General features: G+C 64.5%; 14 protein-coding genes. 9 read left to right on the forward strand and 5 right to left on the reverse strand.

Translation table 11 applies throughout. From position 1 onward, the window contains the following. Positions 1-42: 42 nt before the first annotated feature. The 4 genes from ASD15_RS24440 to ASD15_RS24455 all read right to left on the reverse strand — a co-directional run bounded on the left by ASD15_RS24440 (position 43) and on the right by ASD15_RS24455 (position 5,295). Positions 43-1,233 carry a glycerophosphodiester phosphodiesterase family protein gene (locus ASD15_RS24440; RefSeq protein WP_057157639.1) on the reverse strand — a complete coding sequence of 397 codons (1,191 nt, stop codon included), beginning with the start codon at positions 1,231-1,233 and terminating at the stop codon, positions 43-45. Further along, on the reverse strand, positions 1,233-3,617 hold the full coding sequence (locus ASD15_RS24445; protein WP_082552117.1) for a TonB-dependent receptor: 2,385 nt from the start codon (positions 3,615-3,617) through the stop codon (positions 1,233-1,235). Before ASD15_RS24445 ends, ASD15_RS24440 begins: the two co-directional genes overlap by 1 nt. Before the next feature lie 184 nt (positions 3,618-3,801). After that, entirely contained in the window at positions 3,802-4,767 is a 966-nt protein-coding gene (gene hslO, locus ASD15_RS24450) for an Hsp33 family molecular chaperone HslO (RefSeq protein WP_057157640.1), read from the reverse strand. Positions 4,768-4,770: 3 nt separating this feature from the next. Further along, positions 4,771-5,295 (reverse strand): gamma carbonic anhydrase family protein, encoded by a 525-nt coding sequence (locus tag ASD15_RS24455; RefSeq protein ID WP_057157641.1) that lies wholly within the window; start codon positions 5,293-5,295, stop codon positions 4,771-4,773. Positions 5,296-5,464: 169 nt separating this feature from the next. Here ASD15_RS24455 and ASD15_RS24460 point away from each other — a divergent pair, with 169 nt between their 5' ends. From ASD15_RS24460 to bamC, 9 genes are all read left to right on the forward strand, one after another. Further along, positions 5,465-6,340 (forward strand): alpha/beta fold hydrolase, encoded by an 876-nt coding sequence (locus ASD15_RS24460; RefSeq protein WP_057157642.1) that lies wholly within the window; start codon positions 5,465-5,467, stop codon positions 6,338-6,340. 51 nt (positions 6,341-6,391) lie between these two features. Beyond that, positions 6,392-7,222: a 3',5'-nucleoside bisphosphate phosphatase gene (locus ASD15_RS24465; protein ID WP_057157643.1), complete on the forward strand. Its 831-nt coding sequence runs from the start codon at positions 6,392-6,394 to the stop codon at positions 7,220-7,222. Between the two features lie 63 nt (positions 7,223-7,285). Next, entirely contained in the window at positions 7,286-8,170 is an 885-nt protein-coding gene (htpX, locus tag ASD15_RS24470) for a protease HtpX (protein ID WP_057157644.1), read from the forward strand. A 32-nt stretch (positions 8,171-8,202) separates the two neighbouring features. Continuing rightward, on the forward strand, positions 8,203-8,826 hold the full coding sequence (locus tag ASD15_RS24475; protein WP_057157645.1) for an L-threonylcarbamoyladenylate synthase: 624 nt from the start codon (positions 8,203-8,205) through the stop codon (positions 8,824-8,826). 67 nt (positions 8,827-8,893) lie between these two features. Continuing rightward, positions 8,894-9,568 (forward strand): site-2 protease family protein, encoded by a 675-nt coding sequence (locus tag ASD15_RS24480; RefSeq protein ID WP_057157646.1) that lies wholly within the window; start codon positions 8,894-8,896, stop codon positions 9,566-9,568. Between the two features lie 5 nt (positions 9,569-9,573). Continuing rightward, the gene (locus ASD15_RS24485) at positions 9,574-10,776 is read left to right on the forward strand and encodes a tryptophan--tRNA ligase (RefSeq protein ID WP_057157647.1); all 1,203 of its coding nucleotides are present in this window, start codon (positions 9,574-9,576) and stop codon (positions 10,774-10,776) included. Then, complete coding sequence (locus tag ASD15_RS24490; protein ID WP_057157648.1) at positions 10,773-11,321, forward strand: bifunctional 2-polyprenyl-6-hydroxyphenol methylase/3-demethylubiquinol 3-O-methyltransferase UbiG; 549 nt, start codon at positions 10,773-10,775, stop codon at positions 11,319-11,321. The genes ASD15_RS24485 and ASD15_RS24490 overlap by 4 nt, the downstream gene beginning before the upstream one ends. Before the next feature lie 106 nt (positions 11,322-11,427). Further along, positions 11,428-12,306 (forward strand): 4-hydroxy-tetrahydrodipicolinate synthase, encoded by an 879-nt coding sequence (gene dapA, locus ASD15_RS24495; RefSeq protein ID WP_057157649.1) that lies wholly within the window; start codon positions 11,428-11,430, stop codon positions 12,304-12,306. A 36-nt stretch (positions 12,307-12,342) separates the two neighbouring features. Further along, positions 12,343-13,521, forward strand: a complete 1,179-nt coding sequence (bamC, locus tag ASD15_RS24500) for an outer membrane protein assembly factor BamC (protein WP_057157650.1) — start codon at positions 12,343-12,345, stop codon at positions 13,519-13,521. A gap of 125 nt (positions 13,522-13,646) precedes the next feature. Here bamC and ASD15_RS33400 read toward each other — a convergent pair whose 3' ends face one another. Continuing rightward, positions 13,647-13,919 carry a hypothetical protein gene (locus ASD15_RS33400; RefSeq protein ID WP_082552118.1) on the reverse strand — a complete coding sequence of 91 codons (273 nt, stop codon included), beginning with the start codon at positions 13,917-13,919 and terminating at the stop codon, positions 13,647-13,649. Between the last annotated feature and the right edge of the window lie 268 nt (positions 13,920-14,187).

Raw genomic sequence — 14,187 nt, forward strand, 5'->3', positions numbered from 1 at the left:
GGAGGACCCGGCGGATTGCGCGTAACCGTAACCCGCCGAGCCTCAACCATCCACCGCCTTGCGCCCCAGCGCCGGGTCGTCGGTAAAGAAGCCATCCAATCCCAACTTCAGATAGCGCCTGATCTCGGCCACCGAGCCGGCCGGATTGCGCGCATGCTCGCCAGCGCTGTCGCGGAAATCGGCGGCCAGGAAACGGTTCTCCGGACGGAACGTCCATGTCTCCACGCGCAGTCCCGCCGCGCGGCCATCGGCAGCCAGCGAAGTCGGCTCGGCCAGGAAGCCATCCTGCTTCAGCGCTATCAGCATGCGCGTCGGCGGCGCCACCACGTCGGCATAGGCCGCAATCGCCTTCAGCCCGGCGGGAGAGCACATCTGCCCGTAAGTCAGGGTGCCGTTGGCCGCAGCCACGTCCGCCGGGCGTTGCGCAGGCGCGCCCACCAGCTGCATCAGGCGGATATTGGCGCGCCGTCCCAGTTTGTCGCGAACGTATTTCAGGTTGGCCACCTCGAAGGACTGGATCTCCACCGGGTGGCGGCGCGTGTAGTCGTGCGCGGCCAGCGTGGAGAAGAAACGGTCCTCCAGGGCCAGGCCAACGCCGGCGAAATAGGCCGAGCTTTTCAGCTCCGGCACCAGGCCGATCACGCGGCCGGCGGCGGCCGACTGCGCCGCCACGAAGTCGATGATTTCCTCGAACGTCACCACCTGGAACATGCCGTCGAACTGCGCGCTGCCGGGGCGCGATTCGGGAATGCGCTCGACGGCGCGCAGCGTCTTGATTTCGGCCAGCGTGAAGTCGTCCACGAACCAGCCTTCGTGCGTCTGGCCGTCAATGGTCTTGCGCGTGCGGCGGCTGGCGAATTCGGCGCGCCGGGCCACATCGGTGGTTTCGTTCAGGTAGGCGTCGTGGCGGGCCACCAGCACACCGTCCCTGGTGCAGACCAGGTCCGGTTCCACGTAGTCGGCGCCATCGGCGATGGCTTTCGCGTACGCCGCCAGCGTGTGCTCCGGCCGCAGCGCGCTGGCGCCGCGATGCGCGAACACCAGCGGCCGGGCGCTGCCGCCCGCTCCCAGGCCAGTTGCCAGCGAGCCGGGGCCGCCGGCCAGTGCAGCCGCCGCGCCAATGCCGCCGGCGCCGAACGCGGACGGCGCCAGCAGCGCACTGCCGCCGGCGGCCACGCTGCCGATAAAGCCGCGCCGCGACAGCAGGCGGCGCGCGTTGAGGATGTTGTCCATCAGAAGTCTGCCATCACGGTGAGGAAGGCCTGGCGCGGCGCGATCGGGAAGGTATTGTACGTCTTGTCCGCCGCGCCCACCACCACGTTCAGGCTGCCCATGCGGTCGGCCAGGTTGCTCACGTTGACGCGGTAGCGCGCGTTCTTCACGATGCCCCCGTTCAGGAAGGGCAGCTGGCCGGACACGCCCAGGCCCAGCAGGAAGTAGCTCGGCACCGCCAGGTCGTTGGTGTAGGTGGCGTAGCGCTTGCCCACGTAGTCGCCGCTCAGCTGGAACTCGGTGCCGGCTATCGTCATGGTGGCGACGAACTTGTTCATCCACTCGGGATTGCCCGGCACCGTCTTGCCTGCGGTCGGCACCACGGTGGCGCCGTTGCTGTAGTTGTCCTCGTAGGTGGAACGGTTGTAGGACAGCGCGTTGTAGAGCGAGAAGCCGCGCCCGAAGTGGAAGGTGCCCGACAGGTCTATGCCGTCGATCTTCACGCTGCCCACGTTGGCCAGCACCGGATTGCCGCCGATGATGGCCGAGATCACCGGGGTGGGGCTGATCTGCAGCAGGCGGTTCTTGAAGTCCACGTGGTACACATTGACCTGGCCGTCGAAGGCTTTCAGCATGCCCCAGTCCAGCTGGTGGTTGCTGCGCAGGCCCGCTTCATAGGTGACCGAGGTTTCCGGCTTGGCGCTGGACTTGAACAGGTCGAACGCCTGCTGGCTGGCCAGCGACCATGGCGACGCGCCACCGCCGCCGTAGGTGACGAACTGGCGCATATTTTTCTGCACGTTGAAGAACAGCTGGTCCTGCGCCGTTACGTCCCAGCGGCCGCCGATCTGCGGCAGGAACCATTTCCTGGTCTCGATCTGGCCCACCGGCAGCGCGCTGGAGCCGCCGGCGATGGCGCCTTTGAGCGGCTGCACGGGGAACTGGCCGTCCGCATCCTGCAGGCTGGATTTGAAGCCGGCCTGCAGCACCAGGTCCGGCTGCACGCGCCATTCGTCCTGCAGGTGCAGCTGGATCACCTTGTTGTCGATGGTGCTGCCGTACTGCGTGATCAGCGGGTTGGAAGGACGGTCGTACGGCGAGCTTGGATTGTTCACGTCCAGCGCGTACCAGCGGCGGTAGGCCGAGGACTGGTTATGTTCGAACCACACGCCGCCTTGCACGGTATGGTCGCCGAACTCGCTGCGCAGCGTAGACAGCACGCCGCTGCGCTTGATGTCGTACTCGGTGGTGCGGGTGGCGTAGCCGGAGCCGCCGAACACCTGTTTCAGGTTCTGGTTGGGGTAGTACACCGCGAACAGCGCCGGCAGGCCGGCCACGCCGATCGGGCCGGCCACCACGCCCACGCCGTCGTCGTCGTGATGGTAGACCTGGTTGCTCCAGGTGGTGGATTCGCCCAGGCGCCAGTCGAACTTGGCGTAGCCCAGGTAATCCTTGCGCTGCGCGTCGCTGTAGTAGTTGCGGTAGTTGTTGCCGTCCGCCGCAGGCGTGGCGCCGGTGGGCGACAGGTAGCTTAGCGCGTAGGCGAAGTCGGGGTAGGTAAAGGGGCGGGTGTAGGGCGCGCTGGTTTCGCCGGCCACGTGCACGGTGCTGTCCTCGTTCGGTTCGATCTTGTCCGAATAGGCGAAGTACAGGGTCAGCTTGCCGGCCTCGCCCTGGTTGACGAACTTGGCGTTGACCTGGTCGCCGCCCTGCTTGCCGTTGAAGTCCCAGGCGCGCTGCTTCTGGTGCGCGGCCGAGATGTAGGCGCTGCTGCCGCCGCCGAAGGTACCGGTGTCGAAGCGCGCATAGGTGCGCGAAGTGCGGTAGCTGCCCACGGTCTGCTGCACGGTGGCGCCTGGCGCGGCCAGCGGATCGCTGGAGAAGGTTTCGATGGTGCCGCCCAGGTTGCTGGTCGAGGCGGTGGCCAGGTCGCCCGCGCCGGACGACAGGATCACGCTGCGCACGTTTTCGCTGATGACGGCGCGCTGCGGCGACAGGCCGTTGTAGTTGCCGTACTGCTGGTCGCCCAGCGGCACGCCGTCCATGGTGTAGCCCAGCTGCTGGCCGCTGAAGCCGTGCACGAACAGCGACAGGTTCTGCTCATTGTTGCCCCATGGGTCGGCGGTCTGGAAGCTCACGCCGGGCAGCGCTTGCAGCGCCTTCAGCGGGTTGATGCCGGGCAGGATCTTCTGCATTTCATTTTTGGTCATCGCCACCGAGGAGCGGGTCTTGCGCGACGCTACTTCCACGGTGGCCACCGGGCCGGCTGCCGCTGCGGCCATTTCGCTGCCGCTGTCGGCCGCAGCCGGGGCTGCCGGTTCGGCGGGGGCCGCCGAGGTGGCTGCAAAGACGGGGAAGGAGAATGCCATGCAGATGGCGGAAGCGAGGAGAGTCTTGTTCATCATGAGCCTGTCGTTGGAAACATTGGAAGAAATGCAAACGACGCGCAGCGTAACCAGCCGGTGTGACGGCGGCATGACGGTACGGTGACGAATTGATGAATTGGCGAGGCGGAGGAGGGGCGCCGGCGCGGGGGGAAACCCGTCCCCGCGCCAGTGGGTGGAACTGCGCGGGGACGGGAATTACAGCTTAATGCTTGGCTTCGCTGGCGTGCATCAGCACTTCGGCGGGCGCGCTGGTGACGAACAGCTGGGCGCAATCGACCTTGTCGTACTCGTAGTGCTGGCCGCAGAAATCGCAGTTGATGGCGACGGTGCCCTGTTCATCCAGCACGCCTTCCACTTCCTCCTGGCCCAGCATCTTCAGCATATTGCCCACTTTCTCGCGGGTGCAGCTGCAGTGGAAGGACGGGTGTACCGGGTCGAACACGCGGATGGTCTCTTCCCAGAACAGGCGCTGCATCAGCACGTCGATGGTGGTGCTGAGGATTTCTTCCTGCTTCAGGGTGGAGCCCAGGATCACCGCGCGGTTCCAGGTCTCCAACGCATCGTCCTGCGACAGCTGCGCCGTTTCGGCCTTGCCGCCGTGGTGCGGCAGCTTTTGCAGCAGCAGGCCGCGCGCCACGTTGTCGTCGGCCGCCAGCCACAGCTTGGTGTCCAGCTGTTCCGAGCGCTGCATGTAGTTTTCGATGACAGTGGCCACGTCGTCGCCGTCCAGCGGCACGATGCCCTGGTAAGGCTGCTGGCCCGGCACCTTGTCGGCCGGATCGAGCGTGATGATGAAGCGGCCCTTGCCGTGCGCGTTCAGCAGCTGCATCACGCCGGCGTCGTCGGCAATGGCCGCGTCCGGGGTCAGCTTTGCCGTGGCGCGCAGGCGCAGGTCGGCGTCGCACTCGACCACCAGCAGGCGCACCGGCCCGTCGCCGTGGATCTGCATGATGATGGAACCGTTGAACTTCAGGTTGGCCGACAGCAGGGCGGCGGCAGCCACCATTTCGCCCAGCAGGCGCTTGACCGGCGCCGGGTAGGCGTGGCGCGCCTGCACCTCGCGCCAGGTGGCCGAGATGTCGACCAGCTCGCCGCGCACGGAGGCGTTGTCGAAGATGAATTTCTGCAGCGTGTCCTGGCTAGCCGCCAGATCTGGGGTGATGCTCATGGTTTATCCTATTTTCTTGAGTTGCGTCTTGAACAGCTGGCTGCGCTTGACGTAGCTGTCGGCGGCCGCTTGCAGGTTGGCCACGTCCTGTTCGGTCAGCGTGCGCACGGCCTTGGCCGGGGCGCCGATGATGAGCTGGTTGTCCGGGAATTCCTTGCCCTCGGTGACCAGCGCGCCGGCCCCCACCAGGCAGCCCTTGCCGATCCTGGCGCCGTTCAGGATCACGGCCTGGATGCCGATCAGCGAGCCGTCACCCACGGTGCAGCCGTGCAGCATGGCCTGGTGGCCCACCGTCACGTTCTTGCCCAGGGTGAGCGGGTAGCCCATGTCGGTATGCATCACGGTGTTTTCCTGGACGTTGCTGTTTTCGCCGATGGTGATGCGTTCGTTGTCGCCGCGTATCGTGGTGCCGTACCATACCGAGGCGTTGGCGTGCAGCGTCACTTTGCCGATCAGGCTGGCGGTCTCGGCAACAAATGCGGAAGCGTCAATCTCGGGCGCATGCTCGCCCAGCTGGTAGATGGTCATGGAAAGCCCAGTTGAGTATTTGTGGAAACTGCGGAATGGCGCTATTTTACGCCTGCCAGGCATCGGCCTGCTTCAGGATTTGCGAACGATCGTGCTATTATAAGGGCTTGCGCCCAGTCCAAGGCACCCATATTGCGCTCGCTGCGCTACTTTCAAGGCTGCAATCATCATGAAACCATCCCGATCCGAATTCATCAGCGTGCGCGGCAACCGCACCCATATCCGCCACTGGGGCAGGGCAGGGGCGCCCAAGATTTTCATGGTGCACGGCTGGATGGACGTGTCGGCCTCGTTCCAGTTCGTGGTGGACGCGCTGCAGGGCGACTGGCATGTGATCGCCCCCGACTGGCGCGGCTTCGGCCTGACCGAGCGCCCGCGCGTGGACACTTACTGGTTCGTCGATTACCTGGGCGACCTGGACGCCATCCTGCGCCACTACCAGCCGGACAGCCCGGTCAACCTGCTGGGCCACAGCATGGGCGGCAACGTGGTGGGCCTGTACGCGGGCGCGCGGCCCGAACGCATCCGCCGCCTGGTCAACCTGGAAGGCTTCGGCATGAAGTCCACCACGCCGGACCAGGCGCCGGCGCGCTACGCCAAGTGGATGGACGAGCTGCTGGAACCGCAGGAAATGCGCGGCTACACCGACCTGGGCGAAGTGGCCAAGCGCCTGCAAAAGACCAATCCGCGTCTGTCCGACGAGCGCGCCGCCTTCCTGGCCAGCCACTGGGCGGGGCAGAACGACAAGGGCGAGTGGGCCATCCTGGGCGATCCGGCCCACAAGCGCATCAACCCGCTGCTGTACCACGTGGAGGAAGTGATGGCGTGCTGGCGCGCGATCACCGCGCCGGTGCTGTGGGTGGAGGCCGAGCACACCAATATGTGGCTGTGGATGGGGCCGAAGGAGGAGGCGCGGGTGGAAATCGACCGCCGCCTGGGCCACCTGGCCAACGTGACCGCGAAGATGATGGACAACGCCGGCCACATGCTGCATCACGACCAGCCGGAGCAGCTGGCCGCCATGCTGGAGGAGTTTTTGGCTTGACCGCCAAGCAGCGTACAATGGTGTTTCTATTAGCGTAAACAATCAGCCCGTATGAATGTAGATTTACACTGCCATTCCAACGTTTCCGACGGCGTGCTGCCGCCGGCCAAGGTCGCCAGGGTGGCGCGCGAGGCCGGGGTGGACGTGTGGGCGCTGACCGATCATGACGAAGTCGGCGGCATCCCGGCCGCGCGCGCCGCTGCCGCCGAGCAGGGCATGCGCTTTGTGACCGGCGTGGAAATCTCCATCACCTGGGCCGGCGAAACGGTCCACATCGTCGGCCTGCAGATCGACGAGAACAACGCCGCACTGGTAAACGGCCTGGAGCAGACCCGTTCGGGGCGCGACAGCCGCGGCCGCGAAATCGCCGCCCAGCTGGCCAAGGCCGGCATCCCGGACGCCTACGAGGGCGCGCTGAAGTACGTGTCCAACCCGAATCTGATGTCGCGCACCCACTTCGCGCGTTACATCGTCGAGATCGGCGCCTGCCGCAACACGTCGGAAGTGTTCAAGAAATACCTGTGCGAAGGCAAGCCGGGCTACGTGGAGCACCGCTGGGCCACCCTGGAGCAGTCGCTGCAGTGGATACGCGGCGCCGGCGGCATCGCCGTGATCGCCCACCCGGGCCGCTACAAGTTCAGCGACACCGCCGAGGGCGTGCTGTTCGACGAATTCAAGCAGATGGGCGGTGCCGCCATCGAAGTGGTGACCGGCAGCCACACGCCGGACCAATACCCCGAATACGCGCGCCTGGCCAATTCCTACGGCTTCCTGGCCTCGCGCGGCACCGATTTCCATGCGCCCGGCGAGGCGCGGGTGGACTTCAAGCTGCTGCCGCCGCTGCCGGGCAATGTGACCCCGGTCTGGCACGACTGGTTCTAAGCACTTGTAATTCAGGCTACCCGGCCGCACCTGATGCTCGGGTAACTCTGCGGAGAAAGCACTATGAAACGTATCGTCCTCTTTATCGCCACCAACCTGGCCGTGATGCTGGTGTTGTCGCTGGTGCTGTCGCTGCTGGGCATCGGCCGTCCCACGGCGGGCGGCCAGCTGCAAATGGGCACCTTGCTGGCCTTCTCGCTGGTGGTGGGTTTTACCGGCGCCATCATTTCGCTGCTGATCAGCAAGCCGATGGCCAAATGGAGCACCGGCGCCCGCGTGATCGACGCGCCCGCCAATTCCACCGAACAGTGGCTGGKGGCCACCGTGCGCCAGCTGGCCGAGCGCGCCGGCATCGGCATGCCGGAGGTGGCCGTGTACGAGGGCGAACCGAACGCCTTCGCCACCGGCGCGTTCAAGAATTCGGCCCTGGTGGCGGTGTCCACCGGCCTCTTGCAGTCGATGAACCGCGACGAGGTGGAAGCCGTGCTGGGCCATGAAGTGGCCCACATCGCCAATGGCGACATGGTGACCATGACCCTGATCCAGGGCGTGGTGAACACCTTCGTCGTGTTCCTGGCGCGCATAGTCGGCTTCTTTGTCGACAATATGCTGCGCGGCAAGGACAGCGAGCGCAGCAGCGGCACCGGTATTGGCTACATGGTCACCGTGTTCGTTTGCGAAATCGTGTTCGGCCTGCTGGCCTCCATCATCGTGGCCTGGTTCTCGCGCCAGCGCGAATTCCGCGCCGACGCCGGCTCGGCCAAGCTGCTCGGCAGCAGCGTGCCGATGCAGCACGCGCTGGCCCGCCTGGGCGGCCTGGAGCCGGGCGCGCTGCCGCAGAATATGGCGGCCTCCGGCATTACCGGCGGCGGCGGCTGGTCCGCGCTGTTTTCCACCCACCCGCCGATGGAACAGCGCATCGCGGCCCTGCAGCAGTTGCCGCGCTGAGACCGGCGGCCTGAGCCCAGCATAAGCCAAGCATGAGTCAATACTTCCAGATCCATCCGGTCAACCCGCAGCTGCGCCTGATCAAGCAGGCCGCGCAAATCATCCACGGCGGCGGCATCGTCGCGCTGCCGACGGACTCGTGCTACGCGCTGGTGTGCCACCTGGACGATAAAAGCGCGGTCGAGCGCCTGCGCCGCATCCGCGGCATCGACGAGAAGCACCACCTGACCCTGCTGTGCCGCGACCTGAGCGAGATTGGCGTCTACGCGCGCGTGGACAACAAGCAGTTCCGCCTGCTCAAGGCCGCCACGCCGGGTCCGTTCACCTTCATCCTCGAGGCGACCCGCTGCGTGCCGCGCCGCCTCAGCCATCCGTCGCGCAAGACCATCGGCCTGCGGGTGCCGGAAAACTGCATCGTCGAGATGCTGCTGGCCGAGCTGCAGCAGCCGCTGCTGGGCACCACCCTGATCCTGCCGGGCGACGACCAGCCGCTGACCGACCCGGAAATGGTGCGCGAACGGCTGGAAAAGCAGGTGGATTTGATCGTCGACGGCGGCGCCTGCAGCTTCGAGCCCACCACCGTCATCGACCTGAGCGGCGCGGAACCCGAGCTGGTGCGCCAGGGCCGGGGCGACCCCGCCGTGCTGGGCCTGTAAGCATCTTCCACCCCTCCCATTCCCCCACGCTCCAGGCCGCTCATCCCGGTCTGGTAGAATTTTACCTATGACTGATTTCAATCAAACGATACAGACCATCGCCGTCTTTGCGATTCCTGTGCTTTTCGCCATCTCCCTGCATGAAGCCGCGCACGGCTATGTGGCCCGCTATTTCGGCGACACCACCGCCGAGCAGCAAGGACGGCTGACCATCAATCCCATCGCCCATATCGACTGGTTCGGTACCGTGCTGCTGCCTGTCTTGCTTGCGCTGAGCCCGCTCGGCATGGCGTTCGGCTATGCCAAGCCGGTGCCGGTGGACTATAGCCGCCTGCGTAATCCAAAGAAGCAGATGGGCTTCGTGGCGGCGGCCGGTCCGGCCGCCAATTTCGCCATGGGCCTGGGCTGGACTATCGCGCTGCTGTTCATGTACCGGCTGGGCGTACAGGAGCCCTTCCTGCTCGGCATGGCCAAGGCCGGCATCCTGACCAACGCGGTGATGTGCGTGTTCAATCTGATCCCGGTGCCGCCGCTGGACGGCGGGCGCATCGTGACCGCGCTGCTGCCGGACCCGTTGGCTTATAAATTTGCCAAGATCGAGCGCTACGGCCCCTACGTGTTCATCGGCTTGCTGGCCCTGATGTACACCGGCATCCTCAGTCCCATCCTGGCCACCATGGTGCAGCTGACGCAGGGGCTGTTCATCACGCTGGTGTACCCGCTGCGCCTGTTGCTGGGCTGAGCGCCATGTATCCCGACCGCGTCGTCTCCGGTATGCGCCCCACGGGCGCCATGCACCTGGGCCATTACCACGGTGCGCTGACCAACTGGGTCAAGATGCAGGCCGAGTTGCCTTGTTTGTTTTTCGTGGCCGACTGGCACGCGCTGACCACTCACTATGATGACCCGGAGCTGATCGAGCGCAGCACCTGGGACATGCTGGTGGACTGGCTGGCGGCCGGCATCGACCCTTCCCAGGCCACGCTGTTCATCCAGTCGCGCGTGCCCGAGCACGCCGAGCTGCACTTGCTGCTGTCGATGGCCACGCCGCTGGGCTGGCTGGAACGGGTGCCCACTTATAAGGACCAGATCGACAACTTGGCCAGCAAGGACCTGGCAACCTACGGCTTCCTCGGTTATCCGCTGCTGCAGGCGGCCGACGTGCTGATCTACCGCGCGTCCGAGGTGCCGGTGGGTGACGACCAGGTGCCGCACATTGAAATGATGCGCGAAATTGCGCGCCGTTTTAACCATTTGTACGGCAAAGAGAAGGGTTTCGAGCAAAAGGCGCAGGACGCGGTGAAAAAGCTGGGCAGCAAGCGCGCCAAGCTGTACAACGAACTGCGCACGCACTACCAGCAGGATGGCGACGATGAGGCGCTGGAACAGGCCAAGGCCATGCTGGACGACGCCCACAGCCTGTCGATGATAGACCGCGAGCGCCTGTTCGGCTACCTGGAGGGCAGCCGCAAGCTGATCCTGGTGGAACCCCAGGCCAAGCTGACCGCGTCCGGCCGCCTGCCGGGCCTGGATGGCCGCAAGATGTCCAAGAGTTACGGCAACACCATCGCGCTGCGCGAGGACAAGGACGCCGTGACCAAGAAGGTGCGCACCATGCCGACCGATCCGGCCCGCGTGCGCCGCAGCGACCCGGGCGACCCGGCGCGCTGTCCGGTGTGGCAGTTTCACCAGGTTTATTCCGACAACGCCACCCAGGAATGGGTGGTCAAAGGCTGCCAGTCGGCCGGCATCGGCTGCATCGAGTGCAAGCAGCCGGTGATCGACGCCATCATCAAGGAGCAGGAGCCGATGCATGAACGCGCCCAGCCCTATCTGGACGACCCCTCGCTGGTGCGCGCCATCGTTGCCGACGGCAACGACGTGGCCCGCAAACTGGCTCAAGAAACCATGCGCGATGTGCGCGAAGCAATGGGACTTTCCTACACATGAGTGAACAAGTTTCTCCCTGGGTGCGGCGATTCGCGCCCCTGATTCCGGGCGGCGAGGTGCTGGACCTGGCCTGCGGCACCGGCCGCCACGCGCGTCACATCGTCACCCTCGGCCACTCGGTGGTGGCGGTGGACCAGAATGCCGATTCGCTGGCCGCTGCCGCCGGCGACGGCATCGTCACCTCGCAGATCGACCTCGAGGCGGACGACGCCGTGTGGCCCTTCGGACCGGGCCGCTTTGCCGGCATTGTCGTCACAAACTACTTGCACCGCCCGCTGATTGCGGACATGCTGGCTAGCCTGGCGCCAAATGGCGTTCTCATTTACGAGACTTTCTCGGAAGGCAATGCCGAATTCGGTAAGCCGTCCAATCCCGCCTTCCTGCTGGCGCCCGGCGAACTGCTGGAATGGGCCGCCAAGCATGAGCTGCGCGTAGTCGCTTTTGAGGATGGCCGGGTGGAAACTCCAAAACCTGCTCTGGTGCAACGCATCTGCGCCGTGAAGCCGGAGTTCCCGCGCGTTGCCGCGCTCTTGCCATCATTTTGATGACGGTTTCATCGCAATTTAATATAGGATACTGTTCCGGGAAGCACCACAGACCCGGCCTATCGTCTACAATCGTTGTTTTAATTTCTTACTGTTTTGGTTAACTATGATTAAGGGCAGCATAGTAGCAATTGTCACCCCGATGCACGCAGACGGCAGTCTGGACTATCCGGGTTTGAACAAGCTGATCGATTGGCACATCGCCGAAGGTACGGATGGCATCGTCATTGTCGGCACCACTGGCGAATCGGCCACCGTGAGCGTGGAGGAGCACTGCGCCCTGGTCAAGGCCACCGTGGAGCACGCCAAAGGCCGCATTCCCATCATCGCCGGCGCCGGCGGCAATTCGACCGCCGAGGCGATCGAACTGACCCGCTATGCCAAGGATGCGGGCGCGGACGCCGTGCTGCAAGTGGTGCCGTACTATAACCGTCCTACCCAGGAAGGCATGTACCAGCACTTCAAGGCCATTGCCGAAGCAGTCGATATCCCCGTGATCCTGTACAACGTGCCCGGCCGCACCGTGGCCGACATGTCGAACGAGACCATTGTGCGCCTGGCCGCCATCAAGAACATCATCGGCGTCAAGGATGCGACCGGCAACATCGGCCGCGGCCTGGACCTGCTGCGCCTGGCGCCCAAGGAATTTGCGGTCTACTCCGGCGACGATCCGACCGCCGTGGCCCTGATGCTGGCCGGCGGCAAAGGCAATATTTCGGTGACTGCCAACGTGGCGCCGCGCGCCATGCACGAGATGTGCAAGGCCGCCATGGCAGGCGACATTGCCAGGGCCATCGAGATCAACAACAAGGTCTTCCCGCTGCACCAAAAGCTGTTTGTCGAGCCCAATCCGGTGCCTGTGAAGTGGGCGCTGGCCGAAATGGGCATGATGCCTGCCGGCATACGCCTGCCGCTGGTGCCGCTGGCAGCCGAGTACCATGAGACCGTGCGCGGCGCGCTGCGCGAAGCCGGCCTGATCAACTAAGCCCCGCCCCAGGCGCGCTTTTCATTCCAGTAAAACATGACTATTCGCAAGACAGCATCCATTACCCCGCAGCGCGGCCTGGGCATCGCCGCCATCGCCGCCATGGCCGTCAGCCTGACCGGTTGCGGCATGATCAGCTCGGTCGTCGGCCAGGACAAGGTCGACTACAAGTCGGCCAAGAAAGCCACCACGCTGGACGTGCCGCCGGATTTGACGCAATTGCAAGCAGATAACCGCTATTCCCTGCCGGATAGCACCCGTGGCGTGGCCACCGCCTCCGGCTACCAGGCCCAGCGCGCGGCCGGCGGCACGGCGGCGGCCCCGGTTGGCAGCAGCAACCAGGTGGCCACCAGCGGCACCGACAGCGTCAAAGTCATGCGCGCTGGCAACCAGCGCTGGCTGGTGGTCAAGCAAACGCCTGAGCAACTGTGGCCGCAGCTGAAGAATTTCTGGGAAGAGTCGGGTTTCACCCTGTCCATGAACGAGCCCAAGGCCGGCATCCTGGAAACGGAATGGAATGAAAACCGCGCCAAGATTCCGCAAGACTTCGTGCGCAACACCATCGGCAAGGTGTTCGATTCACTGTATTCGAGCGGCGAGCGGGATAAGTACCGCACCCGCCTCGAGCGCCTGCCGGACGGCAGCACCGAGATCTACATCAGCCATCGCGGCGCCGAGGAAGTCATCACCGGCGCCCAGAAGGAAACCACGATGTGGACCACCCGCGCCAACGACCCCAACCTGGAAGCGCTGTTCATTGCCAAGCTGATGACCAAGCTGGGCGGCGGCAAGGATGAAGCCGCCGCGCGCACCGCCGTCGACAACGCTATCGTCCAGCCGCAGCACGCCACCCTCAAGGGGGCGGGCGAGGCGCGCATGGTGGAAGTGGACGAGGGCTTCGACCGCGCCTGGCGCCGGGTCGGCCTGGCGTTGGACCGTGCCGGCTTCACCGTGGAAGACCGCGATCGCGTGCAGGGCATCTACTTTGTCCGCTATGTGGACCAGGACGCCGGCACCACCAAGGGCTTCTTCTCCAAGCTGTTCAGCTGGGGTTCGTCCGAGAAGGACAAGGAAGCGCAGCGCTACCGCGTGGCGGTCAAGGCCAGCGCGGCCGGCTCGACCAGCGACGTGACCGTGCTGAGCAACGACGGCAAGCCGGAAACCAGCGCCACCGGCGAAAAGATCCTGACCTTGCTGCACGAACAGCTGAAATAAGTTGTTACATTAAAAAACCGGCTGCGGCCGGTTTTTTTACGCCCGCCGCAGCCGCTTGCCGATCTGTGCACCGTACGGACGAAAAAAAACCGGCCGAAGCCGGTTTTTCTTTTCCAACTGACTGATTACTTCGCAGCAGCGGATGCAGCAGCCGAAGCAGCCGAAGCAGCAGCCGAAGCAGCCGAAGCGGCAGCCGAAGCGGCGGTAGCGGCAGCAGCAGCAGCGTCAGCAGCTGGAGCGGCAGCAGGAGCAGCAGCGTCAACGGCTGGAGCCGCTGGAGCAGCAGCAGGAGCTGCTACTTCTGGGGTTGCTACTGGAGCAGCAGGAGCTTCTTCTTTTTTGGAGCAAGCAGCCAGAGCAACAGCCAGCAGGGAGGCGATCAGCAGGGATTTTTTCATGGGTTTTCCTTAATTAATTCAAAAAATAAACAACAATGTTGCGATGAATAATTACCGGTAATTATCGCTCATTAGGGCGTCTTCGTAGGCCTTTCGTACCAAATGGTGCCTGCCAGACAACGGAAACTTCCTAACCGAATATTATAGCGATTTTTGGTGCGTCGCAATAGCGTACAAGGCCGAAATCACAACTATTTTGCGATAACGCAATAAATTGCTTCCTCGGCCATTTGCCTGCATCCACTGCCATTACCGGCATACCTGTCGA

The sequence above is a fragment of the Massilia sp. Root351 genome, from assembly GCF_001425045.1.
GTDB lineage: Bacteria > Pseudomonadota > Gammaproteobacteria > Burkholderiales > Burkholderiaceae_D > Rugamonas.

Coding starts and splice junctions, on each gene's coding strand:
- ASD15_RS24440 (WP_057157639.1), bottom strand. CDS start 1,233: ATGGACAACATCCTCAACGCGCGCCGCCTGCTGTCGCGGCGCGGCTTT.
- ASD15_RS24480 (WP_057157646.1), top strand. CDS start 8,894: ATGACTGATTTCAATCAAACGATACAGACCATCGCCGTCTTTGCGATT.
- ASD15_RS24460 (WP_057157642.1), top strand. CDS start 5,465: ATGAAACCATCCCGATCCGAATTCATCAGCGTGCGCGGCAACCGCACC.
- ASD15_RS24445 (WP_082552117.1), bottom strand. CDS start 3,617: ATGATGAACAAGACTCTCCTCGCTTCCGCCATCTGCATGGCATTCTCC.
- ASD15_RS24465 (WP_057157643.1), top strand. CDS start 6,392: ATGAATGTAGATTTACACTGCCATTCCAACGTTTCCGACGGCGTGCTG.
- ASD15_RS24485 (WP_057157647.1), top strand. CDS start 9,574: ATGTATCCCGACCGCGTCGTCTCCGGTATGCGCCCCACGGGCGCCATG.
- ASD15_RS24490 (WP_057157648.1), top strand. CDS start 10,773: ATGAGTGAACAAGTTTCTCCCTGGGTGCGGCGATTCGCGCCCCTGATT.
- bamC (WP_057157650.1), top strand. CDS start 12,343: ATGACTATTCGCAAGACAGCATCCATTACCCCGCAGCGCGGCCTGGGC.
- ASD15_RS24475 (WP_057157645.1), top strand. CDS start 8,203: ATGAGTCAATACTTCCAGATCCATCCGGTCAACCCGCAGCTGCGCCTG.
- ASD15_RS24455 (WP_057157641.1), bottom strand. CDS start 5,295: ATGACCATCTACCAGCTGGGCGAGCATGCGCCCGAGATTGACGCTTCC.
- ASD15_RS33400 (WP_082552118.1), bottom strand. CDS start 13,919: ATGAAAAAATCCCTGCTGATCGCCTCCCTGCTGGCTGTTGCTCTGGCT.
- dapA (WP_057157649.1), top strand. CDS start 11,428: ATGATTAAGGGCAGCATAGTAGCAATTGTCACCCCGATGCACGCAGAC.
- hslO (WP_057157640.1), bottom strand. CDS start 4,767: ATGAGCATCACCCCAGATCTGGCGGCTAGCCAGGACACGCTGCAGAAA.